The following is a 26,375-nucleotide window of genomic DNA, read 5'->3' on the forward strand; positions in this document are numbered from 1 at the left end:
CCCGGAGCGCGATGCCGCGCGTTCAAAAATTGGCTTCGATGGCCTTCCTGGCGCCCTCTGGCACCTCGTTCGGTATGACGCGGTGCGCGAGTATCGCGTAGCTCCGGGCAGCCGCCACTGCGGCGGGATTCACCAGCCGCTTCGGGCCGCCCAGCCACGCAAAATGATCTCTCCCGTCGTCACTCCGGAACCACGCGAAGTCGCCGATGGCGTCAAGGCCGCGCTTCACCATCTTCAGCAGCGCCAGGGCTTCCTCTGAAACCCCCAGGTGCCGCCCTGTGTCATGAATGACCGTGGCCAGGTTGCGGAGCTTGTTGGTCGAGGTGGTCTCGCCGTTTTCCTGGTCAGGTAACAGCTCGACGACCAGAATCCCCCTGTGCGCGGTGATGCGTGCGTGCTGCATAGATCCTCCCAACGGATGGTTGTCGCCTTGCGATCCTACGCATTGACCAAGCAAGTTCCTGGCCAGGCCATGCCAAAAGTGCAGCCTACCGCCCGTTTATGACATTACGCCCCGGCATTGGCTGCGCGAGCGGCGGTTGAGCGCGGCGCCGGTGCGGCGCTATTGGTCCGGTGTTGGCACCGGCCCGGCACTTCCCGAGGACTGTTGGGCCGCAAGCGACTCGCGAGGCCCAATCGCACCTGCACAACCCGCCACTCCCATGGCAAGGCGCTGGCCTATCCTTGCTATGGGAGGCTCCGCGCGGCGATCCTGCCGTCGGGCACAGGAATCGGCTGTTGGTCAATCCCGGCGGGAGGGCGGCATGCGCGCGTTGGTCTTCTGCTCTGTGCAGTTCCTGTTGGCGGTGACATGGACCCTCTATGTGGCCTTCCTGCCGCAGCTGGCCGCGCAGGCCGGCATCGCGCGCGCGCACGTCGCCTTGATCCTGCTGATGGACCAGTTGATCTTTGTCGCGATGGACTTCACGTTGGGCATCGCGGCCGACCGTGTCGCCAACGCAATGCGCAGGCTGGGAGGCTGGGTGCTGGGGCTGTCCGTCATCTCCGCGATGGCGTTCGTGCTGCTGCCCCGGGTAACTTCACCGGTGCTGCTGCTGGGCCTGACCGCGCTGTGGGCGGCCACCTCTTCGGCATTGCGCGCGCCGCCCATGGTGATCATTGCCCGGCGGCTGCCCGCGACCGCGTCGTCGTTCCTGGTGGGATGCTCGCTGCTCGGCGTCGGCCTTGCCGGAGCCGTGGCGCCGCTGCTGACCGCCCGGCTGCGCGATGCGTCGCCCATGCTGCCGTTCCTGGCCGCCAGCGCGGGGCTGGTGGTGGCCGTGGCCGCGCTGCGATGGATGGAATCCGGCCCGGCGCGCCACGATGCCGACGCCGTGCCCGCGCCGGCAGCCGGCGTTGCGCTCAGGCGCGTCTGGCTGCTCTTTGCCGCAGTCTGGGTGCTTGCGCTCGGCTTCCAGATCCACACCACCGTCAACTCCGCGCCGGCCTACCTGCGCTTTGTCACGGCTGCCGGGCTGGAGCGCGTGACGCCGGTGTTCTGGATTGGCTTCGCGCTGGGCGCGCTGCTGCCCGCGACATCGTTGCTGCGGCGCTATCCGCCCTATACGCTGCTGGTGACCGCCGCGGCCCTTGGCGCGCTGTCGTTGTTCGGCTTCACCGTGGCGGGCTCGCTCCGGACCATCCTCGCCGTGCAATGTCTTGCCGGCGGCCTGTGGGGAATCATGTTCGCCGCGACGGCCAATGCGGCGCTCGACGCCGGTCAAGTCGGCCGCGAAGGGATGTACACCGGGCTCGTATTTGCCGCCCTGGCGGTTGCCGCGTTCATGCGCATTGCCCTGGTGTCATCGGGCGCCAGCAAGACCGCCGTGCTGGCAAGCCTGCTGCCATGGCTGCCAGCCGTGGCCTGGAGTGCCGGTGCCCTGTTGCTGGCGGCTTTCCTGTCAGGAAACCTGACCTACCTGATGGCACGTAGACAGGTGCTGCGCCAGCAGGTCGGTTCCGGTTAGCGGGGCCTTCCCTTTCCTGGTCCGCTGCTTACCTATCTGGAGAATTCGAATGAAGATCGCTAGCGCAGTTTCCGCTCCGGTGGCCGGGGCGTTGATGTGCCTGTGCATCGGCACCGCACACGCCGCCGGCATGCAGGTGTCGTCCACCTCGTACGCCGAGGGAGCCACGATCGGCTCGCAGTATGCGCATGATGGCGTTGGCGGCGACCAGAAGCCCTGCGGTGGCAAGGGCGTGTCGCCGCAGGTCTCGTGGACGAAGCTTCCCGCGGGCGCGAAGTCTGTCGCCATCCTGATGTATGACATGGACGGCGTCGCCGGTCTCGGGGTCTCGCATTGGGTCGCCTACAACATTGCCGCAAATCGCGGCCAGCTGAAGGAAGGCGAAGGCAAGGCGGACGGGCCAGGCATCACGGTCGGCAAGAACGTGCGTGGCGAGGCAACGTACCGCGGCCCCTGCGCGCCAACCGGCGAGGCGCCCCACCACTACGTCGTCACGGTCATCGCGACGGATCTGGCGCCGAACCTGCCTGCGGGCATGACGCGCGAGGAACTGATGGCTGCGCTCAAGGGGCATGCCCTGGAGGCACAGAGCTTTGTCGGACGGTTTGGGCGTTGAAGGGCGCGGCGTGTCCCGGTGCGGTAGTGCGGCGTCGGGTAGCCGGCCGGATGCAAAATCAGCGCCGCATGATTGCCACGATCGAATCCAGCCGGGTTCTGTCACAGGCCAGCGCCATGCCGTCCGCAAACACCGGCTGCGCCAGCCGTGTCAGCACATCGCCCGGCGGTGCCTCCACCACCAGCCTGGCGCCATTGGCGTGGGCCAGCAACATGGTTTCATGCCAGCGCACTGGCGTCGCCATGTTCTGCGCGAGATCCTCCGCGATTCTGCGTGGATCGCGCAGTTCGCGCGCCTTGCTCGCACTGAAGTAGCGCAGCGCAGGCGCCGAAATCGCCACCCCCTGCATGGCTTCGCCCAGGGAGCGCGCGGCGTCAGCCAGCAGCGGACAGTGCGACGGCACGTGGATGGCGACCGGCCTGGCCGCCTGCGCACCAGCCGCCAGCGCCAGCGTCGACACTTCCGCCAGCGCCGACAGCTTGCCCGCGATCACAATCTGCGTGGGGGCGTTGAAATTGGCCAGGTACACCGGTTGCTGCGGCGTGCAGACCTGCGCCACCAGCGGTTCAAGCCGGTTCCGGTCCAGGCCGAGGATCGCCGTCATGCCATAGCCATGCGGAAAGGCCTGCGCCATCAACTCCCCGCGCAAACGCACCAGCCGCAACGCATCGGCAAAGTCCAGCACACCTGCGGTCACCGCCGCCGCATAGGCGCCGATGGAGAGACCGGCCACCGCGTCGGCGCGGGCGTCATGCGCGGCCAGGCAGCGCGCCATGGCCACGCCCGCCGTCAGCAGGCAAAGCTGGGTCCATACCGTGGACTGCAGGCTTGCCGGCGTATCCATCTCCGCCGCCGGCACTTGCAGCACGTCTTCCGCCTCGGCCAGCACCGCTGCCACCGCGGCATGCGCGGGCAGGTCCTTCAGCATGCCGGTCCGCTGTGTGCCCTGGCCGGGGAAGGTAAGCAGGACATTCATGCCGTGGGTTGCCAGGGATCGTCGCACAGCCGCGGGCCGTGATCCGTCTTCAGCAGCACCTTGCCGCCGCTGCGCAGGCGTTCCAGCAGCGAGAAGCCACCAAACGGGGTCGCGACCTGTATATCGAGCCTGGCCGGCGCGGCGCGCTGCAGCTCGGCCAGCAGGTCCAGATGCGGGGCCGGGAGGGGTTGTGCGGCCTGCACGACGAGGTCAAGGTCGCTGTCGGCACGCAGCACGTTGTGCGGACAGGCGAGCGAGAAGCCGGCGCTGCCCGTCACGCCCCACCGGATACCGGCGGCGTCGAGCCAGTCGGCGATGGCCTCGAGCGCGAGGATTGCTGGCAGGGCCGCCAGCTCCGGCCGCCGCCGCCATGCACGCTGCGCGGCCAGGTCCATCGGCGTGACAATCTTGCGGATCGCCGCGGGCGTGATCCAGGTGCCGAAGCGTTCCGCGCGCGTGCGGCCGCGCAGCCCGACGGGGACTGCGCCAGGCCGGCGGCCGTCGCGCCGGACGACCAGCGGGGTCTCGCGCAGCGCTGGCAGGCAGACCCATTCCGGCAAGGCGTCGCGGCCCAGGTCGCTTGCCGGATCGCCCAGCCAGACCAGGTCGTGTGGCGCGGGGGTCGCCGTGTTCAGGCTTGCCATTGCCGCGACAGGCAGTCACGCACTGCAGCCGACGCCTTGCGGTTTGCGCCCGCCAGCCGGCCGGACAGTCCGTGCGCCGGGTCGCGTCGGATCTCCGCCAGCGCAGAAAGGATGGTGTCGCGCGCCAGGTGCACATCGGCCGGCACCGGGGCACTTGCCGACTCGACGTCGATCAGCCGCCACAGGATGCCCAGCGTGGCGAAGTTTTCGATGTCGTAGGCCATCGGCGGAACCGTCGACGCCAGCGCTTCGAGGTCCTCGACTGTGCGCATGGTGACCCTGGCGGCGGCCTCCTTGCCCATCGCATGCACCAGCACGCCCTCGTCATTGAGCGCGATGATGCGGTTGGCCTGGTAGCCGTGCGCGAGGAAGGCTCCCGACATGGCACGCCCGACGATCAGCGCCACCACCGGATGGCCGGCCAGCCGCGCCTCGGCATAGGCAGCGACAGCGCCGGCCAGCGCCTGGTGGATGCCGAGCGCTTCTTCGCGCCGGCCGTAGGCCTGGCTGGGCGTATCGACGATCGCCACGATGGCGCGCTTGACCGGCAATTCGCGGTCTGCTTCGATCGCTTCGCGCACCGCGCGCGCCAGCGACCAGCCTTCGAGCAGACCGGCCTCGCCATGACGTGCCCGCGGGAAGCGGCTGTCGGCGTCAGGCACCAGCGCGATCCAGCGAACCGCGGTCCCCGCCAGTTCGCCGTCGGCAACCAGCACTGAGTCCGGCAGCCCCGGCTGGATCCGTGCCGCGGGCGCCAGTGCCTGCAGCCAGCGTTCACCGCGGCTGGGTTCGCGCGCGGTAGCGGTTTGGGTTGGTGAGTTCATGCGTCGGTCCCCCGTTGCAACAACGCCTGCACATCGGCCGGCGTGGGCTGCGCACTGGCGTCGTACGCCTGCAGCGCGGCCAGGTATTGGGCGTATTGTTCACTGCGATGGCTTCCCGCGACCGGGCCGCGCAACAGTTCGGCGACCTGCCTGCGCATCGCGTCGCAGTCGTCATCGACATACGCATCGGCGAAGCCGGTGGCAACGCGCTGCGTGCCGCCGGTGAAGCTCCAGATAAAGGGCCGGTCACGCGAGTCGTACTCGGCGATGCCCGCCTCCTGCTCGATCACGGCCGGACCGTTCAGGCCAAGGCGCCCTTCCTGCGTCATCACCAGCGCGGTACACAGGCCCGCGGCAATCGACATGCCGCCGAAGCAGCCCACCTGCCCCGCGATCACGCCGACCACCGGCTGGTAGCGGCGCAGGTCGACGATGGCCGCATGGATCTCGGCAATCGCGGCCAGGCCGAGATTGGCTTCCTGCAGGCGCACGCCGCCGGTCTCCAGCAGCAGCACTGCGCGCGTCGGTTCACCGCGGCGGTTGTCCTCGGCGGCCAGCTCCAGTGCACCGGCAATCTTGGCGCCGCCGACTTCGCCCATGCTGCCGCCCTGGAAGGCGCCTTCGATGGCCAGCACCACCACCGGCATCCCGTCGATGCGCCCCTTGGCGACCACCACGCCGTCATCGCTCTGCGGCACCACACCCTGCGGCGGCAGCCACGGCGACTGCAGGCCGTCGAACGGCCCCGCCAATTCGCGGAAGGTGCCCGGGTCCAGCAACGCACGAGCGCGCTCGCGTGCCCCCAGTTCGATAAAGCTGTTGCGCGCCAGCAGTTCCGCCGTGTTCATGCGCCCTCTCCTTGTTGGGGGTCGCCCAGCGCCTCGAAAGCCTCCGCCAGGCGCATGCCGACCACGCCCGGCGTGGCGCCGAAATCGTGGATGCGGATCTGCATCGACGCGCGCGGCTCGGCGGCGAAGACGCGCGCGAGCTGCGCATCCCAGACACGGCCATAGCCATTGACCGAAGTGGTGATCTCAACCGTGGTCACGCCGCCGCTGCCGGGCTCGACCAGCACCTCGAGGTCGCCCGACCCCACCACGCCCACCAGCACGCGCGCCCTGGCAGGCTGCCCCGCCGGAAATTCAAATCGCAGTTGTTCCATCAAAGTCCCCTGAATTGTTGCCCATCGAGCCCTGCGACAGCCGGTCGAGGAAGATCGTCGCGGCCAGCAAGTCCGCAGCGCCGCCCGGCGAGGCGCGCTGCGCCAGCATGCCGGCGTCCAGGCTGCGCAGGTGCCGCCGTCCCACCACCGTGCCCGCGCCACCGGCGGCGAGCACCGCCTTTGCGCCGGTCTGCATGTAGTCCAGGCCCTTGCGCCCCGACCTCGCCAGCACACAGGTATCGTCCAGCTCGCTCATCAACGCCAGCAGCGCATTGAGACGTGCCGTGGATTCGGTGTCGCCGCGCGCGCGGCTGCGTTGCAGGGCCGGCAGCGCCAGCCGCATCACGTGCGGGAACCCTGCCCGTGCCTGCGCCCGCGCACCGCCAACGCCGTACGCCAGGCAGGCGAGCTCGCCCTTGTTGCCGGTAACCACCGGCCGGTGGCGGTCGGGCAGCGCGGCGATGGCACCCGCCGTGGCACTGATCGCCGCGGCATTGGCGGGCTGCCCGGCGGCGCCGAGCTGTCCTGCGGCGCCGACCAGCAAGCCGATGCACCAGATGGCGCCGCGATGCGTATTGACACCGCCGGTGGCGGACAGCATCACCGCCTCTGCCTCGCGGCCGAGCGCGCCCAGTTGCTCGCGCAGCCCATACCCGACGCGCGGCGCCTGCAGGCCGGCATCGGCCATGGCCGCGAACGACGGGCCCAGCGAGTGCGCTGAGCGCAGCATCAGCGGCAATGTCAGGTCGGCATGCGCGCCGCTGCCACGGCTGTCGACCAGGCCAGGCTTGGGCGACAGCCGTGCTTCTTCCACGATCGCGCTGACCGCCAGGCCAGCGAGTGCCTGGGCGCGCGGAACGGCCGCCGGCTGGTGCCGGTGCTGCGCCGGCGTGTGCAGGATCCTTGCTGCTGCGCTCGCCATTACCAGCTCCGGAAGCGGGCGGGCGGCGCGTACAGCCCGCCGGACCAGTCCACCAGTTCGGCCATGCTCTTGGCCGCCAGCAGGCTGCGCGTGGCCTGGCTGCGCTGCACACCCAGGTCTTCGGGCAGCGCGATCAGGCCGTCGCTTCGCATCCGGCGCGTGGTGGCAGGATCATGCTTCATGCCGATCGGCGTGACGCCTGCCACCGCGGCGATCATCCGGCGCCGCTCTTCCAGCGATTGCGCCTTGTACAGGTAGGCGATGCCTTCCTCGGTCAGCACGTGCGTGACGTCGTCGCCGTAGATCATCACCGGCGCCAGCGGCATGCCGCTTTCGCGCGCGACGTCGACCGCGTCCATCGATTCCACGAAGGTGGGCTTGCCACCCGCCTGGAAGGTCTCAACCATCTGCACCACCAGCTTGCGGCCGCGCGCGAGCGGGTCGTCCGTCTCGATCAGATCCAGCCATGCCGGCGTCGGATGCCGGCGCCCGCCAGGCTGGTGCCCCATGTTGGGCGCGCCGCCAAAGCCGGAAAGCCGCCCGCGCGTCACTGTGGACGAGTGGCCGTCGCCGTCGATCTGCAGGGTCGATCCGATGAAGAGGTCCACCGCGTACTGGCCGGCAAGCTGGCAGAACGCGCGGTTCGAACGCATCGAACCATCCGCACCGGTAAAGAAGACATCCGGCCGCGCGGCGACATAGCCCTCCATGCCCAGTTCGCTGCCAAAGCTGTGCACGCTCTCGACCCAGCCGGTCTCGATGGCGGGGATCAGCGTCGGATGCGGGTTGAGGGTCCAATACTTGCAGATCTTGCCCTTCAGACCCAGCGACTCGCCGTAGGTCGGCAGGATCAGCTCGATCGCCGCGGTGTTGAAGCCGATGCCATGGTTGAGCGACTGCACCTGGTGGCGCTCGTAGATGCCGCGGATCGCCATCATCGCCATCAGCACGTGGACCGGCTTGATCAGGCGCGGGTCGCGCGTAAACAGCGGTTCGCAGAAGAAAGGCTTGTCCGCCTGCACCACGTAGTCGATCCAGGAGCCGGGCACGTCCACGCGCGGCAGGCCGGTGGGGTCGTCGACGATCTCGTTGACTTGCGCAATGACCAGCCCGTCGCGGAAGGCCGCGGCCTCTACCAGTGCCGGCGTGTCCTCGGTGCTGGGGCCGGTGTAGAGATTGCCCTCGCGGTCGGCCTTGTAGCCGGCGATCAGCACGACGTTGGGGACCAGGTCCACGTACAGCCGCGCATAAAGCTCGATATAGGTGTGGATCGCGCCCACTTCGAGCTGGCCGTCCTCCAGGAACTGCGAGATGCGGATGCTCTGCGCGCCGGCGTACGAGAAATCCAGCTTGCGCGCGATGCCGCGCTCGAACAGGTCCAGGTGTTCCACCCGGCTGACGCTCGGGATGATCATGTGGAGTGCATTCACACGCGCGGGATCGACCTGTGCCAGCGAGCGCGACAGAAAGTCGGCCTGCTTCTGGTTGTTGCCCTCCAGCACCACGCGGTCGCCCGAAAGCAGCACTGCCTCCAGGAAGGGCACGATATCGCTGGTCGGCACCAGCTTGCCCTGGGCAATGGCGGCGGCGTTCTGCTTGCGGCGCGCCTTGGCTTCCCTGCGGGTGTTCCATTGGCGGCCTGTGCTGGTGGTGGTCATCGCATCTCCGGGCTGACGTCTGTCTGATGTGCCCACCTTAAACAGGCGGCGCTCACCGAACAATCACGTTGGGCGGAGAACCATTACGCTGGCCGGAAGCAAGGCCTGAAGCGCGGCCGGACCCAGCCTCGGCGTCCTATGGCTCCGCGTCGCGCATGGCCATGCGGCACACCGCGGCCAGCGCCAGCAGGTTGGGATCGCGCTCGCGGCGGCGCAGGAAGCTCAGGCCGATGGTCTGCTTGATGTCGTATTCGCCGGCCAGTGGCACGAACGCCACGTTGCGCGAATACACCCCTTTCACCCGCCCCGGCAAAAGCGTGTAGCCGATGCCACCACCCACCAGGTTCATCAATGAGAAGATATCGCCGACTTTCATCACCACGTTTGGCGTGAATTGGGCAATGCGGAAGGCCTCGACAAAGCCGTGATAGGTGACGAAGCCCTCGCTCAATGCCACAAATGGCTCGTCGCGGCAGGCTCGCAGGTCGACCGCCGGCATCGAGGCGTAGGGCGAGTCGGCAGGCGCCGCAAAGAAGATATCGTCCTCGAACAGCGGGATCGACTCGATCTCCGGATCGGGCTCGGGCACGGCCATCAACGCGGCATCGATCGAGCCCTGCTTGAGTTTGTGCAGAAGGTCCGCATTGGAGCCCAGCACCAGTTCAGTCTGCATTTCCGGGCGCCGCAGCTTAAGCCCGATCACGATCCTGGGCACGGTCTGGACCGTCAGCGAGTAGAGCGAGCCGATCTTGAGCTGGTCGGCCGAATAGCCGGCGGCCTCGCGCGTGGCGCGGATGCCGTCGGCCATGGCCTTGAGCACTTCCCTTGCCGTATCCGCCAGCACATAGGCCGCATCGGTCGGGATCAGGTTGCGGCCCTCATGCCGGAACAGCGCGCAGCTCGTGCCCTCTTCCAGCGAATGCAGCGCACGGTGCACGCTGACCGTGCTGGTGTCCAGGATCTCGGCCGCCTTGGCCAGGTTGCCGGATTCCATGAACGCCAGCAGGGCTTCGAGTTTGCGGAAGGTGATCTCTTCGCCAATGCGGATTCTCATGGTTCTGGGCTCGGGTGTGGGGGCGGCCTCCTATCTTAGCCGCGTGGCGGCCAGTTCGCATGGTTAGTGGACTAACTGGCTTGGCCGAGCGATCGCGACCGGAATTCAGAGCACAACGAAGATAAACCACAGCACGACCGGCGCAATCACGGTCACCAGCGCGCCATAGACCATCAGCTTGCGGAAGAAGGCCTGCCGGTCCACGCCCTGTGCGTTGGCCAGTACCAGCGCACCGTTGGTCGAAAACGGGCTCACATCCACGATCGTCGAAGACACCGCCATCGCCGCGATAAAGCCGATCGCGCTGACGTCGGAGCCTTGCTGCAGGAACGGCACGGCAAGCGGGATCAGCGAGCCGAGCACCGCGGTTGACGATGCAAACGCCGACACCACCGCACCCACAAAGCACAGCAGCAGCGCCGCCATCAGCGGCGAGGTCAGGTGGGCCACGCTATGGCCGACGAAATCGATTGTGCCCATCTTGTCCATCACGCCCACAAAGGTGCTGACGCCGACGATCAGCATGATCTCGGGCCACGACACCTGGCCCAGCGCGCGCTTCTGCAGCTCCGGTGCCATCAGCGTGAGCAACAGCGCGATGGTCAGCGAAACGAAGCCGATATCGAGCTTGAAGTAGAGCGTGAGGACGGCCAGTGCCACCAGGCCGGCCACGGTCAGGTACTGGTAGAGGCCGGCCGGCGCCTCGGCGGTGCTGGCGGCATCGCCCTCGAGCATCGATCCGCGGTCGCGCGCCATCGTCTTCCGCTCTTCCATGCCGGCCTCGGCCTCGGCATCGCCATAGATCTGCGCGCCCTGTGCCGGCACGGTGTGTGCACCGAAGGGTTGGCCCATGGCCAGCACACCGTCGGCGACCACCTGCGGCGCTGCCGCCGCCGGCGCCGCTTGCCGCATCAGGCGCAGGCCGCCGAATGCGACGAACAGTCCCGCGGCCACGGCAAGGTTGACACCCAGGCTGGCAAAGGCCGTCGCCATCTCGTTCAGCGGCAGCCCCGCCTTCTGCACGATCTTGTTGGTGATGCCGCCATAGATGCTGATCGGCGAGAAGCCGCCGCCCTGCGCACCGTGGATCACCATCAGGCCCATCAGCAGCGGGTTGATGCCGTAGCGCGCGGCAAAGCCCAGCGCGATCGGCGCGATGATTGCCACCGCTGCCGGGCTGACCGCGCCGACCGAGGTCAGCACCGCCGCGATCATGAACATGATCCACGGGATCGCCGCGATCCGGCCGCCCACGGCGCGCACCGCAAGCCGCACCAGCCAGTCGATGGTGCCGTTGTTCTGCGCCACGGCGAACAGGTATGTGATGCCGACCAGCGTCAGGAACAGGTCGGCGGGGAAGCCGGCCAGGATAGCCTTGGCCGGCATGGCGGCAACCAGGGTGCCGACCAGGAACGCGCCGACAAAGGCCAGCGCGCCCATGTTGATGGGCAGGACCGTGGCGATGACGAACATCAGCCCCAGGACAGAGATGGAAATCAGGTGTTGCGACATAGCGGCTCCGTCGCGGCAGGCGCGCCGGGGCGCCCATCGCTTGGTAGGAATTGCGTGGGATTGGTTTTCGGCTGGAACTGCCGAAGGTGATGCGCCGCTACGGCAAGGTGTGGAAGGGGTAGGCCGTCACATGCGTCTCCTTGTGGATAAGGCCTCGCTTGAATGCTTCAAGTCGGCGCCATTTTTGAGTCTTGCTTTTGAGCCAAGAATAAGGTGGCGGACAATGAGCATCAATTAAGGTGCGAGGGCAATCCTTACGGAGACCGGAATAGCATCGGGAGCGCCAGACGGATCACAGTACATCGGTGGCAAGGCAGGCGCGCCAGACCGGGACCATTGCCTAATCCGAAAACAAGCCGACGAACTGGTCGCGCAGCCACTGATTCGCCGGATCGCGATGATACCGGGCATGCCAGAACAGGTTGATCTGGATTTCCGGCAACGCGAACGGATGCTTGACGTACCTGAGCCCGAAGTACTTGGCGCATCGCTCCGCAAACGTCCAGGTCACCGTGGCTACCAGGTCGGTGGTGGCAATGATGTCCGCCAGTGCGACGAAATGGGGGACACGCAGCCGGATCTTCCGCTGCACGCCGTGCTGGGCGAGGATCTCGTCGACCCGGGCATGCCCCGTCCCCGCCGCCGTGACCACGATGTGCTCTGCCGCTTCGAAGTCGCGCATGCTGACCGTCTTCTTGTCCATGGCATGACCGGGCCGGAACAGGCAAACGTATTGCTGGCGAAATAGCCGCCGCTGAAAGAACGCAGTGCCGAGTTCAGGAAGATGGCCAACCGCCAGGTCGATCTTTCCCTGGCTCATCTCCGCCGCCAGGTCCACTGCCGTATTGCGCACGGTCGTCACCGTGACGCCCGGGGCGCGATCGCCAAGCGCGCCCATCAACGGCGGGATGAAGTACACCTCGCCGATATCCGTCATGGCGATGCGGAAGGCGCGCGCGCTGCGCAGCGGATCGAACGACACCTTGTGGCTGAGCGCCGCCTGCAGCGACTCCAGCGCATAGGCAACCGGTTCCGCCAGTTCCTCTGCAAGGGGTGTCGGCAGCATGCCCTTGCTGCTTCGCACAAACAGCGGGTCACCGAACAAGGTGCGCAAGCGGGCCAGCGCGTTGCTGACCGCGGGCTGGCTGAGATTCAGGGTCTTAGCGGCACCGGAAACGGTGCCCTGCCGCAGCAGGTTATCGAACACGACCAGCAGGTTCAGATCGACGTCCTTGAGCTCCATCGCGCCGCCTCTTATTGATTTGGTGAATATTTACTATAGCCAGGATTCTATTGGTTAATTTTCCTCCGTGCACCATGATCCTTCCCAGACGAAGAGACATAGCCGGAGACAAGCATGGCAATCGACTCCCAACAAGCCGGCCCGGTCTGGGCCGACGACAGCATCAGCCGCATCCCGTTCCGCGTGTATACGGATGCGCAGCTATACCAGCGTGAACTCGAACGCTGCTTCTACCGCGGTCACTGGAACTACGTCGGGCTCGAGGCGGAGATCCCGAATCCCGGCGATTTCAAGCGCACCACGCTTGGCGAGCGCTCCGTGATCCTGGTGCGCGACCAGGACGGCGAGATCAACGTCGTCGAAAACGTGTGCGCCCATCGCGGCATGAAGTTCTGCCGGGAGCGCAGCGGCAACCGTAAGGATTTCCATTGCCCCTACCACCAATGGAACTATGACCTGAAGGGCAACCTGCAAGGCGTGCCCCTGCGTCGCGGGGTCAAGCAGGACGGCAAGGTCAACGGCGGCATGCCCGCCGACTTCAAGCCGCAGGAGCACGGGCTCACGCAACTGAAGGTCGCGACGCGTGGTGGGGTCGTGTTTGCCTCGTTCGACCATGAGGCTCCCTCACTCGAGGAATACCTCGGGCCGGACATCCTCGGCTACTTCGACCGGCTCTTCAATGGCCGCAAGCTGAAGGTCCTCGGCTACAACAAGCAGCGCATTCCGGGCAACTGGAAGCTCATGCAGGAGAACATCAAGGACCCCTACCACCCCGGCCTGCTGCATACCTGGTTTGTCACGTTCGGCCTCTGGCGCGCCGACAACAAGGCACGCCTCGTGATGGACCCGCACTTCCGGCATGCCGCGATGGTGTCGACCCGCGGCCAGGGCGGCAAGAGCGACGTGACCTCCGGTGTGTCCAGCTTCAAGGACCAGATGGCGCTGCACGACGACCGCATCCTCGACATCGTCCACGAGCCGTGGTGGGGAGAGCCGACCGCCGTGATGATGACGGTGTTCCCGAGCGTGATCTTCCAGCAGCAGGTCAACTCGGTGTCCACGCGCCATATCCAGCCCCATGGGCCGGATTCCTTCGATTTCGTCTGGACGCATTTCGGCTTCGAGGACGACACCGAGGAGATGACGCGGCGCCGCCTGCGCCAGGCGAATCTCTTCGGCCCCGCCGGCTTCGTGTCGGCCGACGACGGCGAAGCCATCGAATGCTCGCAGGAAGGCTTCTCCCAGAAGCCCTGGCATCGCGTGCTCGCCGAACTGGGCGGCAAGACCGCGGAGAACACGGACCACATGGTGACCGAGACCCTGATCCGCGGCATGTACGCCTACTGGCGCAAGGTGATGGAGGTCTGATGCCATGAACTTCACTGACTACTACGCCCTGCTCTCCCTGCTCGCCGACTACACCAGCGCCGTGGACAACGGCGACTGGGACCGCTGGCCCGAGTTCTTCACCGAAGACTGCCTCTACCGGGTCCAGCCCCGCGAGAACCACGAGCGTGGCTTGCCGCTGGCGACGCTCTCGCTCGAAAGCAAGGGCATGCTCAAGGACCGCATCTACGGTATTCGCGACACCCTGTTCCACGATCCCTACTACCAGCGCCACATCGTCGGCGCGCCACTGATCAGGGAGGCCGACGGCGACAGGGTCGTGGCCGAGACCAACTACGCGGTGCTGCGCACCAAGCCGGACCAGATGACCGATGTCTACAACGTAGGCCGCTACCTCGACATCATCGTCCGGACGCCGGCGGGCTTGCGCTTCGCCTCGCGCATCTGCGTATTCGATAGCGAGATGATCCCCAACTCGCTGATCTACCCAATCTAGTCTCTATCAGGAGTCATTCATGACCGAAAGCTGGATCGAGGCAGCGCTGCTGTCCGACGTCCCGCAGGACGATGTCATCGCCGTGGCCGTGCAAGGCCAGGAGATCGCCTTGTACGGCGTGGACGGCGACGTCTACGCGACCGACAACATCTGCACGCATGGCCATGCGCGCCTGTGCGAAGGCTTCCTGGAGGGACATGAGATCGAGTGCCCGCTCCACCAGGGCAGGTTCGATATCCGCAGCGGCGCTGCGAAGTGCGCCCCGCTGACCGAGAACATTCGTACCTACCCGGTTCGGATCGACGGCGACAAGGTGTACCTCGACCTCGGCTGAGAGGCCGCGTCACCAACCAGAGGAGACAGGCATGGATTCCAAGCGCTCAGACACCGCGACTGCCCTAGCGCCAACCGCCACCATCGTCATCATCGGTGCCGGCCAGGCTGGCGGCTGGGCCGCCCAGACGCTGCGCAACGAGGGCTTCACCGGCCGGCTCGTGCTGATCGGCGACGAGGCCCATCCACCGCATGAGCGGCCGCCCTTGTCCAAGGCCGTGCTGGCCGGCGAGGCCGCGCCCGCCAGCACGTGGCTGCTCAAGCCCGAGGCGTTCGCAGCGCTTGGGCTGGAGTGGTGGCTGGACACGAGGGTCACCCGCATAGACCGGGCCGCCAAGCGCCTGGAGACAGACAATGGAGAGCTGCTGTCTTACGACAAGCTGATCCTGTGCACCGGCGGCAGGGCCCGCGCGCTCACCGTCCCGGGCGTCGACACGGCTGCCGTGCATACATTGCGCACGATTGGCGATGCCCTGGCCCTGGCACCGGCGTTGCGGCCCGAGCGCAGCATCGTGGTGATCGGCGGTGGCTGGATCGGACTCGAAGTCGCGGCCACGGCGCGCCGCAAAGGTGCCGACGTGACCGTGCTCGAAGCGCAGAGCCGGCTGTGCGAGCGCACCGTGCCGCCGGAAGTCTCTGAACACCTGCTCGGGCTGCATGCCTCGCATGGCACCCGTGTCATGCTCGGCGCCAACATCGCCGGCATCGCCCCCGGTACCGGCGGCCGGTCCGTCGTGACGCTGGCCGATGGCAGCACGCTGGCTTGCCACGCCATCGTTGCGGGTGTCGGTCTCGTGCCGAACGACGAGCTTGCCCGGGAAGCCGGGTTGGAGTGCGACGGCGGCGTGGTCGTCGACGCAGGTTGCCGCACCTCCGACCCCGACATCTTCGCCGCGGGCGACGTCGCGGTCACGCCCAACCCGTGGGCCGGCCGGCGCCTGCGGCTGGAATCCTGGCAGAACGCCCAGGAACAGGGCATTGCCGCCGCGCGCGCGGCGCTCGGTCTCGCGGTCGACTATCAGCCGCTGCCGTGGTTCTGGTCAGACCAATACGGCATGAACCTGCAGATCCATGGCATCCCCCTTCCCTCGCACCGCGTGGTGGCACGCGGCACGCCCGGCGCGGACAGCTTCGTGCTGTTCTACCTCGACGGCGATGTGGTCAAGGCCGCGCTCGGGTCCAACGCCGCGCGCGACCTGCGCTTCGCGCGCCGCCACATCGAGCAGTGCAAGACGGTCGATGCCAGCCGCCTTGCCGACCCGAGCGTGCCGATGTCCAGGCAGTAAGCCCAACCATAAGAACAGACCGACCGGAGACAAGCCCTCATGCAGCAAATCGATATCCACAAGCTGGCCGACGCCGCCCGCTTCAACCGCTTCCATGCGCTCGTGCTGTTCTGGTGCGCACTCATCATCATCTTCGACGGCTATGACCTCGCGGTCGTGGGTATCGCGCTGCCTTCGATCATGAAGGACCTTGGCGTCGCCCCGACCCAGGCGGGGCTCATGGTCAGTTCCGCGCTGTTCGGCATGGTATTTGGCGCGATCTTCCTCGGCACCATTGCAGACAGGATCGGCCGCCGCTGGACAATCGCGATATGCGTGGCCCTGTTCAGCGTCTTCACCGCCGCGGCCGGACTGGTCAAGGACCCGCTGCTGTTCAGCATGGCCCGCTTCCTGGCCGGGCTCGGCATCGGTGGCGTGATGCCGAATGTGGTCGCGCAAATGACCGAGTACGCGCCGAAGAAGATCCGGGCGACCCTGGTCACCGTGATGTTCAGCGGCTATGCCGTGGGCGGGATCCTGGCGGCGCTCCTCGGCAAGAGCCTGATCGAGGCCTACGGCTGGCAGTCGGTTTTCCTGGCGGCCGGCCTGCCTGTGCTCCTCATTCCTGTCATTCTCAGGTCGCTGCCCGAATCGATGCCCTTCCTGCTGGCCAGGGGCGATGACGAAGCGTTGCGGCGCATCGTCTCCAAGCTTGCACCGGAGCAACGGTGGTCGGCCACCGACCGCTTCGCCGTGCCGGCGCAGGACAAGGCGGCCAGCGCACCGATCCGGCACCTGTTCCACGAGGGCCGTGGCTTCAGCACCATCATGTTCTGGATCGCGTTCTTCATGTGCCTGTTCATGGTGTACGCGCTCAGTTCATGGCTGACCAGGCTGATGGCGGGCGCCGGTTACAGCCTGGGTTCCGCGCTGACGTTCGTGCTGGTCCTCAACCTCGGCGCGATGATCGGCGCCGTGGGTGGCGGCTGGCTCGCCGACCGATACCACATCAAGTACGTGCTCGCCGCCATGTACGCGCTGGCCGCGGTTTCGATCACGCTGCTCGGATTCAGGATGCCGACTGAGCTGCTATTCGTCGTGGTGGGCTTGGCCGGTGCGTCGACGATCGGCACGCAGATCGTCGCCAATGCCTACACCGGGCAGTTCTACCCGACCGCCATCCGCTCCACCGGTCTTGGATGGGCCCTGGGCATCGGCCGCAGCGGGGCGATCCTCGCGCCAATCGTCATCGGGGTACTCGTCGCCATGGAGCTCCCGCTGCAGCAGAACTTCATCGCGATCGCCATTCCGGCCGTGATTGGCATGGGCGCGGTCCTGCTGATCGATCACAGGCGGTCAGCATCGGCCCACTACGGCGAAATGAGCGCCGGGCTGCCTGCGGCGCCGGTCAGCCTGTCCATCGCGGACCGGAACTGATTCCCCCAGGCCGGCGCGGCCCGGCGAGCAGACGCTTCGGGGGACAGACACGGGCACGGCTAGAATATAGTCATGGGAACCACGTCGGGATCACTTTCAGGCCCCGACCCCGGTTCAGTCAGAATCGAAGAGGTTGTCACGATGAAGGCAAGAGCCTCGATCATTGCATTCGTATTGGTGACCCTGGCCACCCCGATGGCGCACGCGAGCGTGGCCGAGGACGCGCGCGGGTTCAAGAACGGCGTCAAGTCGGCTGGCAAGCAGGCCGGGCATGCGGTGCGCGACGGCGCGCATGCCATTGGCCGCGGCGCAAAGGCGGCCGGCCATGCGATTGCCGATACCACCAAACAGGGCTATCACGCGACCAAGAAGGCCGTGAGCGGTCACGAGTAAGGACAACTTATCCTGCGGAGAGCCGGATCCTGCCGCGCTCCCTTACGCCCTTATGCCCTCAGGCCGACTGGGAAGGCAGCCGCGGCACGAAGCAGCTGCGCTCGATCTCGCCACCCCGGGCCACCAGGATGGTCGCCTCAGGAATCTCCTCCCATACCCCCTGCACCTCGATCAGCGGCTCGGACAGTACCAGGAAGGCATTGTCGCCGGCGGCGATGATGCGCGGATCGTCCGGGTAAAGCGCGCGCAATTGCCGGAACGAGGTGCTGTGGAACAGTGAGCGCGAGGCCGCCTCGCTCGAATAGCGCACCGCCACGATCTGCTGGCCGTCGGTCACGCAAACGGTCATGTTGAGCGGAAATTGCACGTCGTAGCGGTGGCCAACGTCCTCGATCAGGCCGGCCATCTGTTCCAGCGCGCCGCCCGGGTCGCGCTCCAGGCCGAAACTCAGGGCCAGGAAGAACATCACCTCGGAATCGGTCGATCCCTCGATCCAGCGGAACAGGTGCGGCGCCACGGCCATCATCAGGTCGCGCCGCACCAGGGGATAGTCGCGGATCAGGCCGTTGTGAACGAACAGCCAGCGGCCGAAGCGGAACGGATGGCAATTGGTCTCCTGCGTCGGGGTGCCGGTGGCTGCGCGCACGTGCGCAACGAAAAGCGGCGCCCTCACCGCCCGCGCCGTCTCGCGCAGGTTGGTGTCGCTCCAGGCCGGGTGCAGGCAGCGGTAGCGGAACGGCACCTCCGAGTGACGTCCGTACCACCCGACGCCGAACCCATCCCCATTGGTCGTGGTATGACCCAGCCGCGAATTCAGGCTCTGGTCGATCAGCGAGTGTTCCGGCTGGAACAGCACCGTTTCCAGCGGAACGGATTTGCCCGAATAAGCCAGCCAGCGGCACATGATGCTCCTCCTTGACCGGTGCTGCCCGGTGGCTTCCGGCCCACACTTCCAGTTGTAGGACGGCAACGCGCGAACGCAAAGCACGCGCTAGCTGTGACGCACCGGCCACCCTCAAACCTGCACCGGGCCCACCCGGATACGGCGAGTTGGCGCTGCAAATCAGCAATGGCTGTAGAATACGCGTCCTCCCCGATTCCAATGGTCACGGCGTCCGATATCGGCCCGCGCCGCACCGGTACCCTCACGAGCCTTGACAGCAGGCCCGATAGCGCACGCACAGCGTGCGCGCTGCTGTCGAAACGCGATTCACGAAGGAAACAGTAGTAAATGACAAGCGGCGCACAACGAACGGCAGCTAAAACACGAGAAGCAGGCGTAGTCAAGGACCTTGGCCAGACCAGCGCAGGGTCAACGGCGCAGCCTGATCCATCGACGGAAGCCGCCGCGCGTAGCCAGCAATTGCGTGCGCTGATCCAGCTGGGCAGGCAGCGCGGCTACCTGACCCACGCAGATATCAGCGACCACCTGCCGGAGAACTTCACGGACACGGCGGCGATGGAGAGCATCGTCAGCACGTTCGCTGAAATGGGCGTGAAGATCTATGAGCAGACGCCGGATGCCGAGACGCTGCTCCTGAGCGACGGCCCGGTGGTGGCCTCGGACGACCAGGCCGATGAGGAGGCCGAGGTAGCGCTTGCGACCGTGGACTCCGAGTTCGGCCGGACCACCGACCCGGTGCGCATGTACATGCGCGAAATGAGCTCGGCAACGCTACTCACGCGCAAGCAGGAAGTCGAGATCGCCAAGCGGATCGAGGAAGGCCTGAACAATATGGTCCATGCCATCTCGGCCTGCCCGTTCACCATCGCCGCGATTCTCGAGCTGTCGGCCAAGGTCGCCAGCAATGAAATCAGCATCGACGACCTGGTCGATGGCCTGAGCGACGAGAGTATTGCCGAAGCAGCCGTGGCGGCGGCAGCTGACGAGACCGACGACAGCGTCGATAGTGCCGACGAGGCCGAAGACGATTCCGAAGACTCCGACGACGAAGGCTCGACCCAGCAAAGCAACGAAAAGGCCCTGGCCCAGCTGCGTGAGGAATGCCTGAAGCGGTTCGGGCGCGTCACCGCGCAATTCGAGCTGATGTGCCAGGAAAGCGCCGCAAATGGCGCGGGCTCGGCAGCCTTCCTGGCCGCAAGGGATGCGGTGCGCGAAGAACTGCGCACGATCCGCTTTACCGCGAAAACCATCGAGCGCCTGTGCGCCAACGTCCAGGCCATGGTCGACGAGGTGCGCACGGTCGAGCGCCAGGTGGTACAGCTGCTGGTCGAGCGCTGCGGCATGGAGCGTGAGGAGGTCATTGCCCGCTTCCCCGGCAATGAAACCAACCTGGCCTGGGGGCAGGAGCTGGTCGCCCAGTCCCGTCCGTACAGCGCGGCGGTCGCGCGGGCCCTGCCGGACCTCGAGGCGCACCAGCAAAAGCTGATCGACATCCAGGCCCGGGCGGCGCTGTCGCTGCCCGACCTGAAGGGCGTCAACCGCAAGATGCTGGCTGCCGAGCGGCAGATGCGCCAGGCCAAGCATGAGATGACGCAGGCCAACCTGCGGCTGGTGATCTCGATTGCCAAGAAGTACACCAACCGCGGGATGCTGTTCCTGGATCTGATCCAGGAAGGCAACATCGGCCTGATGAAGGCGGTCGACAAGTTCGAATACCGCCGCGGCTGGAAATTCTCCACCTACGCGACGTGGTGGGTGCGCCAGGCCGTCACGCGGGCGATCGCCGACCAGGCCCGCACCATCCGCGTCCCGGTACACATGATCGAGCAGATCAACAAGCTCAATCGCCTGTCGCGCGAGATCATGCAGCAGACCGGCAAGGAACCCGATCCGGCGGTGCTGGCCGAGCGCCTGGAGATGACCGAAGACAAGGTTCGCTCGATCATGAAGATCGCGAAAGAACCGGTCTCGATGGAAACCCCGGTTGGCGAGGACGGCGATACCAGCCTGGGCGACATGATTGCCGACTCGGACACGGCCACGCCCGCCGATGCCGCATTGCAGGCGGGCCTGCGTGCCGTCGTGCGGGAGATGCTCGATGAGCTCACGCCCCGTGAAGCCAAGGTGCTGCGGATGCGCTTTGGCATCGACATGTCCACCGACTACACGCTGGAAGAAGTCGGCAAGCAGTTCGATGTCACGCGCGAGCGGATCCGCCAGATTGAAAGCAAGGCAATGAAGAAGCTGAGGCATCCCAGCCGGGCAGACCAGCTGATCACTTACCTGCGTGACGCCTGACACCTGCCGGCAACAGCCGCTTGGTCGACTGACACAGAGCAGACAGGAGCTTTCGGATGACTGACTCGAACCTATCTTTCTTCGGCAGGGTCTCGCTTGCCATGGGCACCTTCTTCGCCGTCCTTGGCAACCGCGAACTCGCAGCCGGCGTCAGGCGCCTGCGTGACGGTGAGGGATTGGCGCCGGCGCCTGTACCGGCACCCGCACCCGCACCCGCCCCGGTGGTGGAAGCTGCCGCACCCGTGCTGAAGGAAGCCAGCCCGGTGGCGGCGCTGCAGTTGCTGGGACTGCTCCAGCGCGACGCACGCTTCATCGACTTCGTCGAGGAAGACATCGCGCGCTATTCCGACACGGAGATCGGTGCCGCCGCCCGCCTGGTGCACGATGGCTGCCGCGGGGTGCTGCGCGAGCACTTCACCATCCGGCCGGTGCGTGAGGAAGCCGAAGGCAGCCGTGTCACGCTGGCCGACGGCTTCGATGCCACCGCCATCCGCCTGACCGGCAACGTGGTGGGCAGCGCGCCGTTCCATGGCAGCATCAGCCACCGCGGCTGGAAGGTCGAGGAAGTCCGCCTGCCGCGTGTGGCCGAACGCCATGACGCCACCGTGATTGCCCCCGCCGAGGTGGAGCTTTGATGAGCGAAGCACGCTATGCCATCGGCATCGACCTGGGCACCACCCATAGCGCGGTCTCCTACGTCGACCTGGCCGCCAGCGATGGCGAGAAGACCAGCCAGCGCGTCCTGCCCATCACGCAGCTGACCGCGCCGGGGGCCATCGAAGACCTGGACCTGCTGCCCTCCTTCCTGTACCTGCCGCACGCCAGCGAACTCGCCCCGGGCGACCTGGCGCTGCCGTGGAACGCCGGGCGCGACTTCGCCGTGGGCGAGCTGGCGCGCAGCCGCGGCGCGGCCACGCCGATCCGCCTGGTGTCGAGCGCGAAGAGCTGGCTGTGCCATCCCGGCATCGACCGCCGCTCGCCGGTCCTGCCCAACGACGCACCGCCCGAGGTGACGCGCGTGTCGCCGCTGGAGGCTTCCGTGCGCTATCTCACGCACCTGCGTGAAGCCTGGGACCAGGCCCACCCCGAAGCGCCGTTTGGCGAGCAGGACGTCACCGTGACGATTCCCGCATCGTTCGACCCGGCCGCACGGGAGCTGACGGCCGAGGCGGCCGCCGCGGCCGGGTATGCGCGCATGACCCTGCTCGAGGAACCCCAGGCCGCGCTCTACAGCTGGATCCAGAAAAGCGGCGGCCAGTGGCGCAAGCAGGTAAAGGTCGGCGACATCATCCTCGTCGTCGATGTGGGTGGCGGCACCACCGACCTTTCGCTGATCGCCGTGATCGAGCGCGAAGGCAACCTTGAGCTGCATCGTATCGCGGTCGGCGACCATATCCTGCTCGGCGGCGACAACATGGACCTGGCGCTGGCCCACGTGGTGGCGCGCAAGCTGGCGGCCCAGGGCACGCAGGCCGATCCCTGGCAACTGCGCGCGCTGACCTATGCCTGCCGCGCGGCCAAGGAAACGCTGCTCACCGACCCGGCTACCGATACCGTGCCCCTGGTTGTGCCCAGCCGCGGCTCGAAGCTGATCGGCGGCTCGATCCGCACGGACCTGACCCGCGCCGAGCTGACCCAGACCATCCTGGAAGGCTTCTTCCCGCAAGTCGAGGCCTCGGCCCGCCCGGTGAGCCGGGCACGCGCCGGCCTGACGCAGCTTGGTCTGCCCTATGCGCAGGATGCGGCCATCACGCGGCACCTGGCCGCGTTCCTGGGGCGGCAGGTGGCGGCGCTGGCCGAAATCGAAGGCTTGCAGGGCGCACAGCCGGAAGGCGCGACCTTCCTGCACCCGACCGCCGTCCTCTTCAATGGCGGCGTGTTCAAGTCCGGCCTGCTGGCGGACCGCATCCTGCAGACCCTCAACGGCTGGCTCGCCGCGGAAGGCGCGGCCCCTGCCCGCCTGCTTGACGGCGCGGAGCTGGACCTGGCCGTGGCACGCGGCGCCGCCTATTACGGCTACGTGCGGCGTGGCAAGGGGGTGCGGATTCGTGGCGGCACCGCGCGCGCCTACTATATCGCCGTGGAATCGTCGATGCCCGCCGTGCCCGGCTTCGAACCGCCGATCCAGGCCCTGTGTGTGGCGCCGTTCGGCATGGAGGAAGGCACCGAGGCCGCGCTGCCGCCGCAGGAATTCGGCCTGGTGGTGGGCGAACCCGTGCACTTCCGCTTCTTTGGCTCGTCGGTGCGCCGCCAGGACCAGGTCGGCACCCTGCTGGACTACTGGGGGCCGGAAGAATTGCAGGAGCTGGAAGAAATCCAGGCGACCCTGCCAGCCGAAGGCCGCACCGCAGGCGAAGTGGTACCGGTCAGGCTGCATGCGCGGGTGACCGAGGCCGGCACCCTGGAACTCGAAGCCGTGCCCGGCGGCAGCGCTGAGCGCTGGAAGGTCGAGTTCGATGTGCGCGGCAGCGCCGATGCCTGAGCAAGCGGCCGGGCCGGCGACGAAGCAATACGTCGTCGGCATCGACCTCGGCACCAGCAACATCGTCGTCGCCTACGCGAAGGCCGGATCCGACGATATCCGCGTCTTCGATATCGACCAGCTGGTCAGCCCGGGCGAGGTCGCGGCCCGTCCCCTGCTGCCCTCGGTGCGCTACCACGCGGCACCAGGCGAGCTCAGCGGCGACGACCTGCAACTGCCCTGGCAATCCGCCGCCAGCGCCGCCGCGCGCCGGACCGTGTTCGGCCGCCTGGCGGCCACGCTCGGCGCGCAAGTGCCCGGCAGGCTGGTAGCCAGCGCAAAGAGCTGGCTGTCGCATGCTTCGGTCGACCGCACCGCGGCCATCCTGCCATGGGGCGGGGATGACGACCTCGACAAGATCTCGCCGGTGGTCGCCAGCGCCAGCTACCTGGGCTATGTGTGCGCGGCATGGAACCACCGTTTTCCCGATGCCCGGCTCGAGGACCAGGACGTGATCCTCACCGTGCCCGCCTCGTTCGACGAAGGGGCGCGCGCGCTGACGCTGGAGGCGGCGCGCCTGGCCGGGCTGCCCGCCCTGCGCCTGCTCGAAGAGCCGCAAGCCGCGCTCTACGACTGGCTGTTCCATCATCGCCAGACCCTGGACACCGACCTGGCGCAAACCCGCCTGGTGCTGATCTGCGATGTGGGCGGCGGCACCACTGACCTCACCCTGATCCGGGTGGACATGCAGGACGGGCAGCCGCAGCTGACTCGCATCGGCGTGGGCAACCACCTGATGCTCGGCGGCGACAACATGGATCTTGGCCTGGCACATCTTGTCGAGGCGCGCCTCGGGGCCGGCGGGGCCGCGCAGCCGCGGCTGTCGGCAGCCGGCCTGTCGCAGCTGGTCGCGCGCTGCCGTGCCGCCAAGGAACAGCTGCTCGGCGCGCAGGCGCCGGACTCGGTCGCGGTGACGCTGCTGGGCGCGGGCGCCAGGCTGATCGGCGGCGCGCGCTCGGTGGAAGTGACGCGGCAGGAGGTCGAACAGCTTGTCGTCGACGGCTTCTTCCCCAAGGTGCCGGCCAGTGAAAGGCCGGGGCGCGCACGGGGCGCGATTGTCGAGTTCGGCCTGCCATATGCGTCCGACCCCGCCGTTACCCGGCATGTTGCGGCGTTCCTGAGCCAGCACGCTGCGCAGTCGCGGGCGGCACTGGACGCACCACAGGCGCCGGCCGATGCCTTGCCGATGCCCGACACCCTGCTCCTCAACGGCGGCGTATTCCGGGCGCAGGCGCTGGCCGGCCGCATCGCTGACACGCTGGGCACGTGGCGCGGCGCGCCGCTGCAGGTCCTGCACAACGACAATCCCGACGTTGCCGTGGCCCGGGGCGCGGTCGCGTATGCACGGGCACGTGCCGGGCAGGCCCCGCGCATCGGCGGTGGCTCGCCGCGCAGCTACTTTCTGGTTCTCGATGATGGCGCGTCGGGGCAGCAAGGGATCTGCCTGCTGCCGCGCGGCACTGAGGAAGGCCACGAGATCCACCTCAGCGACCGCACCTTCGCCTTGCGGCTCGGCCATCCGGTGCAATTCCACCTGGTGTCCTCCGTCGCCGACACGGCCTATCAGCCCGGTCAACTGACCGACCTGTCGACCGGCGACTTCGTCCGCCTGCCACCGATCGCGACTGTCGTGCAGCCGCGCGGCGCCAGCGGCCCGCGGGAAACGCCGGTGCAGATCACCACCTCGCTGACCGAGGTCGGCACGCTCGAGGTCCACTGCATCAATATTGCGGATGCCTCGCAGCGATGGCGCCTTGAATTCCAGTTGCGCGGCAACGACACCCGGTCGGCAGCACCGGCGCCCGATACGGCACACCCGTCCCTGCCGCAGGCCCTGGAGGCGATCGACCGCACCTTTGGCGCGCGCTCGCAGGACGTCGGTCCCAAGGAAGTCAAGCGGCTGCGTGCGCAGCTGGAACAGCTGCTGGGTGCGCGCGAGCAATGGGACAGCGCCCTGCTGCGCGAGCTGTTCGGCGCCTTCTGGGAGCGCGCCCGGCGCCGGCGCCGCACCGCCGATCATGAACGCCTGTGGCTGAACCTGGCCGGCTATTGCGTGCGCCCGGGGTTCGGCTATCCGCTCGACGAATGGCGCGTCGAGCAGCTCTGGTCGCAGTACGACCAGGGCATCCAGTACGTCAACGAAAGCCAGAACTGGTCGGAGTGGTGGACGCTGTGGCGGCGTGCGGCAGGCGGGCTGGACGAAAGCGCGCAACTGCGCCTGCTGGAAGACATGGCCTTTTACCTGCAGCCGCCCGGCAGCACCCGCTACAAGAAGCCCGCCGGGCCCGCCAGGGGCGGCTATGCCGATCTGGTGCGCCTTGCCGGCTCGCTCGAGCGCATTCCCGCCGACGCCAAGATCGAGCTGGCCGAATGGCTGCTGGCCCGGCTGCGCAAGCCATCCGAAAACAGCCAGGGCTGGTGGGCCGTGGGCCGCATCGGCGCGCGCCGGCCGTTCTACGGCAGCGCGCACAGCGTCGTGCCGGCCGGGACAGCCGCCCAATGGGTGGACGCGATCCTGGCCCTCGACTGGAAAAAGGTCGAACCGGCCGCGTTCGCCGCCGTGCAGATCGCACGCATGACCGGCGATCGCAGCCGCGACCTGCCTGACGAGATCCGGGCAACCGTGGTGCGCCGGCTGGAAGCCGCCAACGCGCCGCCAAGCTGGATTGCCATGGTGCGCGAAGTGGTGGAACTCAATACCGCGGACGAGGGGCGGGTGTTTGGGGAGGCGCTGCCCGCCGGCCTCAAGCTAATCGCGGGGTAGCGGACTAGCGCGAAGCGACTGGCAGGAGCCTCTTTTGTC

Annotated in this window: 24 protein-coding genes; 12 read left to right on the top strand and 12 right to left on the bottom strand. The window is 67.3% G+C overall.

The annotated features are described in order from the left end of the window. Positions 1–22: 22 nt before the first annotated feature. Entirely contained in the window at positions 23–403 is a 381-nt protein-coding gene (locus AC1Q7H_RS16940; protein WP_013956630.1) for a hypothetical protein, read from the bottom strand. Positions 404–764: 361 nt separating this feature from the next. Between AC1Q7H_RS16940 and AC1Q7H_RS16945 the strand changes: the two genes are divergently transcribed. Both AC1Q7H_RS16945 and AC1Q7H_RS16950 read left to right on the top strand, forming a co-directional pair. Beyond that, a complete protein-coding gene (locus AC1Q7H_RS16945) occupies positions 765–1,967 on the top strand; it encodes an MFS transporter (RefSeq protein WP_153954799.1) in 1,203 nt (400 codons plus the stop codon). A gap of 49 nt (positions 1,968–2,016) precedes the next feature. After that, the gene (locus AC1Q7H_RS16950) at positions 2,017–2,583 is read left to right on the top strand and encodes a YbhB/YbcL family Raf kinase inhibitor-like protein (RefSeq protein WP_013956628.1); all 567 of its coding nucleotides are present in this window, start codon (positions 2,017–2,019) and stop codon (positions 2,581–2,583) included. A gap of 58 nt (positions 2,584–2,641) precedes the next feature. Here the strand turns inward: AC1Q7H_RS16950 and mdcH are convergent, their stop codons facing one another. The 10 genes from mdcH to AC1Q7H_RS17000 form a co-directional block, all read right to left on the bottom strand. Continuing rightward, positions 2,642–3,559 (bottom strand): malonate decarboxylase subunit epsilon, encoded by a 918-nt coding sequence (mdcH, locus tag AC1Q7H_RS16955; protein WP_013956627.1) that lies wholly within the window; start codon positions 3,557–3,559, stop codon positions 2,642–2,644. Then, positions 3,556–4,203, bottom strand: a complete 648-nt coding sequence (locus AC1Q7H_RS16960) for a malonate decarboxylase holo-ACP synthase (protein ID WP_013956626.1) — start codon at positions 4,201–4,203, stop codon at positions 3,556–3,558. The genes mdcH and AC1Q7H_RS16960 overlap by 4 nt, the downstream gene beginning before the upstream one ends. After that, entirely contained in the window at positions 4,191–5,027 is an 837-nt protein-coding gene (gene mdcE, locus AC1Q7H_RS16965) for a biotin-independent malonate decarboxylase subunit gamma (protein WP_153954800.1), read from the bottom strand. The genes AC1Q7H_RS16960 and mdcE overlap by 13 nt, the downstream gene beginning before the upstream one ends. Further along, entirely contained in the window at positions 5,024–5,875 is an 852-nt protein-coding gene (locus AC1Q7H_RS16970) for a biotin-independent malonate decarboxylase subunit beta (RefSeq protein WP_013956624.1), read from the bottom strand. Before AC1Q7H_RS16970 ends, mdcE begins: the two co-directional genes overlap by 4 nt. Then, positions 5,872–6,189: a malonate decarboxylase subunit delta gene (locus AC1Q7H_RS16975; protein WP_013956623.1), complete on the bottom strand. Its 318-nt coding sequence runs from the start codon at positions 6,187–6,189 to the stop codon at positions 5,872–5,874. The genes AC1Q7H_RS16970 and AC1Q7H_RS16975 overlap by 4 nt, the downstream gene beginning before the upstream one ends. Continuing rightward, a complete protein-coding gene (locus AC1Q7H_RS16980) occupies positions 6,170–7,111 on the bottom strand; it encodes a triphosphoribosyl-dephospho-CoA synthase (protein WP_153954802.1) in 942 nt (313 codons plus the stop codon). The genes AC1Q7H_RS16975 and AC1Q7H_RS16980 overlap by 20 nt, the downstream gene beginning before the upstream one ends. Further along, entirely contained in the window at positions 7,111–8,769 is a 1,659-nt protein-coding gene (gene mdcA, locus AC1Q7H_RS16985) for a malonate decarboxylase subunit alpha (RefSeq protein ID WP_013956621.1), read from the bottom strand. The genes AC1Q7H_RS16980 and mdcA overlap by 1 nt, the downstream gene beginning before the upstream one ends. A 136-nt stretch (positions 8,770–8,905) precedes the next feature. Then, positions 8,906–9,823, bottom strand: a complete 918-nt coding sequence (locus AC1Q7H_RS16990; protein ID WP_013956620.1) for a LysR family transcriptional regulator — start codon at positions 9,821–9,823, stop codon at positions 8,906–8,908. A 105-nt stretch (positions 9,824–9,928) separates the two neighbouring features. After that, positions 9,929–11,335 (bottom strand): SLC13 family permease, encoded by a 1,407-nt coding sequence (locus tag AC1Q7H_RS16995; RefSeq protein ID WP_211980995.1) that lies wholly within the window; start codon positions 11,333–11,335, stop codon positions 9,929–9,931. 340 nt (positions 11,336–11,675) lie between these two features. After that, positions 11,676–12,578 (bottom strand): LysR family transcriptional regulator, encoded by a 903-nt coding sequence (locus tag AC1Q7H_RS17000; protein WP_013956618.1) that lies wholly within the window; start codon positions 12,576–12,578, stop codon positions 11,676–11,678. Positions 12,579–12,692: 114 nt separating this feature from the next. Between AC1Q7H_RS17000 and AC1Q7H_RS17005 the strand changes: the two genes are divergently transcribed. The 6 genes from AC1Q7H_RS17005 (at position 12,693) to AC1Q7H_RS17030 (ending at position 17,849) form a co-directional block, all read left to right on the top strand. After that, on the top strand, positions 12,693–13,946 hold the full coding sequence (locus tag AC1Q7H_RS17005; RefSeq protein WP_013956617.1) for an aromatic ring-hydroxylating dioxygenase subunit alpha: 1,254 nt from the start codon (positions 12,693–12,695) through the stop codon (positions 13,944–13,946). A 4-nt stretch (positions 13,947–13,950) separates the two neighbouring features. Beyond that, entirely contained in the window at positions 13,951–14,421 is a 471-nt protein-coding gene (locus AC1Q7H_RS17010) for an aromatic-ring-hydroxylating dioxygenase subunit beta (protein WP_013956616.1), read from the top strand. Positions 14,422–14,440: 19 nt separating this feature from the next. Beyond that, positions 14,441–14,755 carry a non-heme iron oxygenase ferredoxin subunit gene (locus tag AC1Q7H_RS17015; protein WP_013956615.1) on the top strand — a complete coding sequence of 105 codons (315 nt, stop codon included), beginning with the start codon at positions 14,441–14,443 and terminating at the stop codon, positions 14,753–14,755. Positions 14,756–14,786: 31 nt separating this feature from the next. Continuing rightward, positions 14,787–16,040 (top strand): NAD(P)/FAD-dependent oxidoreductase, encoded by a 1,254-nt coding sequence (locus AC1Q7H_RS17020; RefSeq protein WP_492381488.1) that lies wholly within the window; start codon positions 14,787–14,789, stop codon positions 16,038–16,040. 39 nt (positions 16,041–16,079) lie between these two features. Then, on the top strand, positions 16,080–17,456 hold the full coding sequence (locus AC1Q7H_RS17025) for an MFS transporter (protein WP_153954805.1): 1,377 nt from the start codon (positions 16,080–16,082) through the stop codon (positions 17,454–17,456). A gap of 141 nt (positions 17,457–17,597) precedes the next feature. Continuing rightward, positions 17,598–17,849 (top strand): hypothetical protein, encoded by a 252-nt coding sequence (locus AC1Q7H_RS17030; protein ID WP_013956612.1) that lies wholly within the window; start codon positions 17,598–17,600, stop codon positions 17,847–17,849. Between the two features lie 58 nt (positions 17,850–17,907). Here the strand turns inward: AC1Q7H_RS17030 and AC1Q7H_RS17035 are convergent, their stop codons facing one another. Then, entirely contained in the window at positions 17,908–18,753 is an 846-nt protein-coding gene (locus tag AC1Q7H_RS17035; RefSeq protein ID WP_013956611.1) for a class II glutamine amidotransferase, read from the bottom strand. Positions 18,754–19,080: 327 nt separating this feature from the next. Here AC1Q7H_RS17035 and rpoD point away from each other — a divergent pair, with 327 nt between their 5' ends. Genes rpoD through AC1Q7H_RS17055 form a run of 4 tightly spaced genes read left to right on the top strand, consistent with a single transcriptional unit; the run spans position 19,081 to position 26,336 of the window. Then, a complete protein-coding gene (gene rpoD, locus AC1Q7H_RS17040) occupies positions 19,081–21,051 on the top strand; it encodes an RNA polymerase sigma factor RpoD (RefSeq protein WP_153954806.1) in 1,971 nt (656 codons plus the stop codon). Between the two features lie 56 nt (positions 21,052–21,107). Further along, complete coding sequence (locus AC1Q7H_RS17045) at positions 21,108–21,686, top strand: DUF2760 domain-containing protein (protein WP_153954807.1); 579 nt, start codon at positions 21,108–21,110, stop codon at positions 21,684–21,686. After that, the gene (locus AC1Q7H_RS17050) at positions 21,686–23,533 is read left to right on the top strand and encodes an Hsp70 family protein (protein ID WP_013956608.1); all 1,848 of its coding nucleotides are present in this window, start codon (positions 21,686–21,688) and stop codon (positions 23,531–23,533) included. Before AC1Q7H_RS17045 ends, AC1Q7H_RS17050 begins: the two co-directional genes overlap by 1 nt. After that, positions 23,508–26,336, top strand: a complete 2,829-nt coding sequence (locus tag AC1Q7H_RS17055; protein ID WP_492381489.1) for an Hsp70 family protein — start codon at positions 23,508–23,510, stop codon at positions 26,334–26,336. Before AC1Q7H_RS17050 ends, AC1Q7H_RS17055 begins: the two co-directional genes overlap by 26 nt. Positions 26,337–26,375: the final 39 nt, after the last annotated feature.

It is taken from the genome of Cupriavidus sp. GW823-FHT06D04, assembly GCF_058795055.1.

What these genes read in the sequence shown, in the direction of transcription:
- AC1Q7H_RS16950 (WP_013956628.1), top strand. Translation starts at nt 2,017, where the DNA reads ATGAAGATCGCTAGCGCAGTTTCCGCTCCGGTGGCCGGGGCGTTGATG.
- AC1Q7H_RS17015 (WP_013956615.1), top strand. Translation starts at nt 14,441, where the DNA reads ATGACCGAAAGCTGGATCGAGGCAGCGCTGCTGTCCGACGTCCCGCAG.
- mdcE (WP_153954800.1), bottom strand. Translation starts at nt 5,027, where the DNA reads ATGAACTCACCAACCCAAACCGCTACCGCGCGCGAACCCAGCCGCGGT.
- AC1Q7H_RS16990 (WP_013956620.1), bottom strand. Translation starts at nt 9,823, where the DNA reads ATGAGAATCCGCATTGGCGAAGAGATCACCTTCCGCAAACTCGAAGCC.
- AC1Q7H_RS17045 (WP_153954807.1), top strand. Translation starts at nt 21,108, where the DNA reads ATGACTGACTCGAACCTATCTTTCTTCGGCAGGGTCTCGCTTGCCATG.
- AC1Q7H_RS17000 (WP_013956618.1), bottom strand. Translation starts at nt 12,578, where the DNA reads ATGGAGCTCAAGGACGTCGATCTGAACCTGCTGGTCGTGTTCGATAAC.
- AC1Q7H_RS17010 (WP_013956616.1), top strand. Translation starts at nt 13,951, where the DNA reads ATGAACTTCACTGACTACTACGCCCTGCTCTCCCTGCTCGCCGACTAC.
- AC1Q7H_RS16995 (WP_211980995.1), bottom strand. Translation starts at nt 11,335, where the DNA reads ATGTCGCAACACCTGATTTCCATCTCTGTCCTGGGGCTGATGTTCGTC.
- mdcA (WP_013956621.1), bottom strand. Translation starts at nt 8,769, where the DNA reads ATGACCACCACCAGCACAGGCCGCCAATGGAACACCCGCAGGGAAGCC.
- AC1Q7H_RS17020 (WP_492381488.1), top strand. Translation starts at nt 14,787, where the DNA reads ATGGATTCCAAGCGCTCAGACACCGCGACTGCCCTAGCGCCAACCGCC.
- AC1Q7H_RS16980 (WP_153954802.1), bottom strand. Translation starts at nt 7,111, where the DNA reads ATGGCGAGCGCAGCAGCAAGGATCCTGCACACGCCGGCGCAGCACCGG.
- rpoD (WP_153954806.1), top strand. Translation starts at nt 19,081, where the DNA reads ATGACAAGCGGCGCACAACGAACGGCAGCTAAAACACGAGAAGCAGGC.
- AC1Q7H_RS16945 (WP_153954799.1), top strand. Translation starts at nt 765, where the DNA reads ATGCGCGCGTTGGTCTTCTGCTCTGTGCAGTTCCTGTTGGCGGTGACA.
- AC1Q7H_RS17050 (WP_013956608.1), top strand. Translation starts at nt 21,686, where the DNA reads ATGAGCGAAGCACGCTATGCCATCGGCATCGACCTGGGCACCACCCAT.
- AC1Q7H_RS16975 (WP_013956623.1), bottom strand. Translation starts at nt 6,189, where the DNA reads ATGGAACAACTGCGATTTGAATTTCCGGCGGGGCAGCCTGCCAGGGCG.
- AC1Q7H_RS16940 (WP_013956630.1), bottom strand. Translation starts at nt 403, where the DNA reads ATGCAGCACGCACGCATCACCGCGCACAGGGGGATTCTGGTCGTCGAG.
- AC1Q7H_RS17005 (WP_013956617.1), top strand. Translation starts at nt 12,693, where the DNA reads ATGGCAATCGACTCCCAACAAGCCGGCCCGGTCTGGGCCGACGACAGC.
- AC1Q7H_RS16970 (WP_013956624.1), bottom strand. Translation starts at nt 5,875, where the DNA reads ATGAACACGGCGGAACTGCTGGCGCGCAACAGCTTTATCGAACTGGGG.
- AC1Q7H_RS17055 (WP_492381489.1), top strand. Translation starts at nt 23,508, where the DNA reads ATGTGCGCGGCAGCGCCGATGCCTGAGCAAGCGGCCGGGCCGGCGACG.
- mdcH (WP_013956627.1), bottom strand. Translation starts at nt 3,559, where the DNA reads ATGAATGTCCTGCTTACCTTCCCCGGCCAGGGCACACAGCGGACCGGC.
- AC1Q7H_RS16960 (WP_013956626.1), bottom strand. Translation starts at nt 4,203, where the DNA reads ATGGCAAGCCTGAACACGGCGACCCCCGCGCCACACGACCTGGTCTGG.
- AC1Q7H_RS17025 (WP_153954805.1), top strand. Translation starts at nt 16,080, where the DNA reads ATGCAGCAAATCGATATCCACAAGCTGGCCGACGCCGCCCGCTTCAAC.
- AC1Q7H_RS17035 (WP_013956611.1), bottom strand. Translation starts at nt 18,753, where the DNA reads ATGTGCCGCTGGCTGGCTTATTCGGGCAAATCCGTTCCGCTGGAAACG.
- AC1Q7H_RS17030 (WP_013956612.1), top strand. Translation starts at nt 17,598, where the DNA reads ATGAAGGCAAGAGCCTCGATCATTGCATTCGTATTGGTGACCCTGGCC.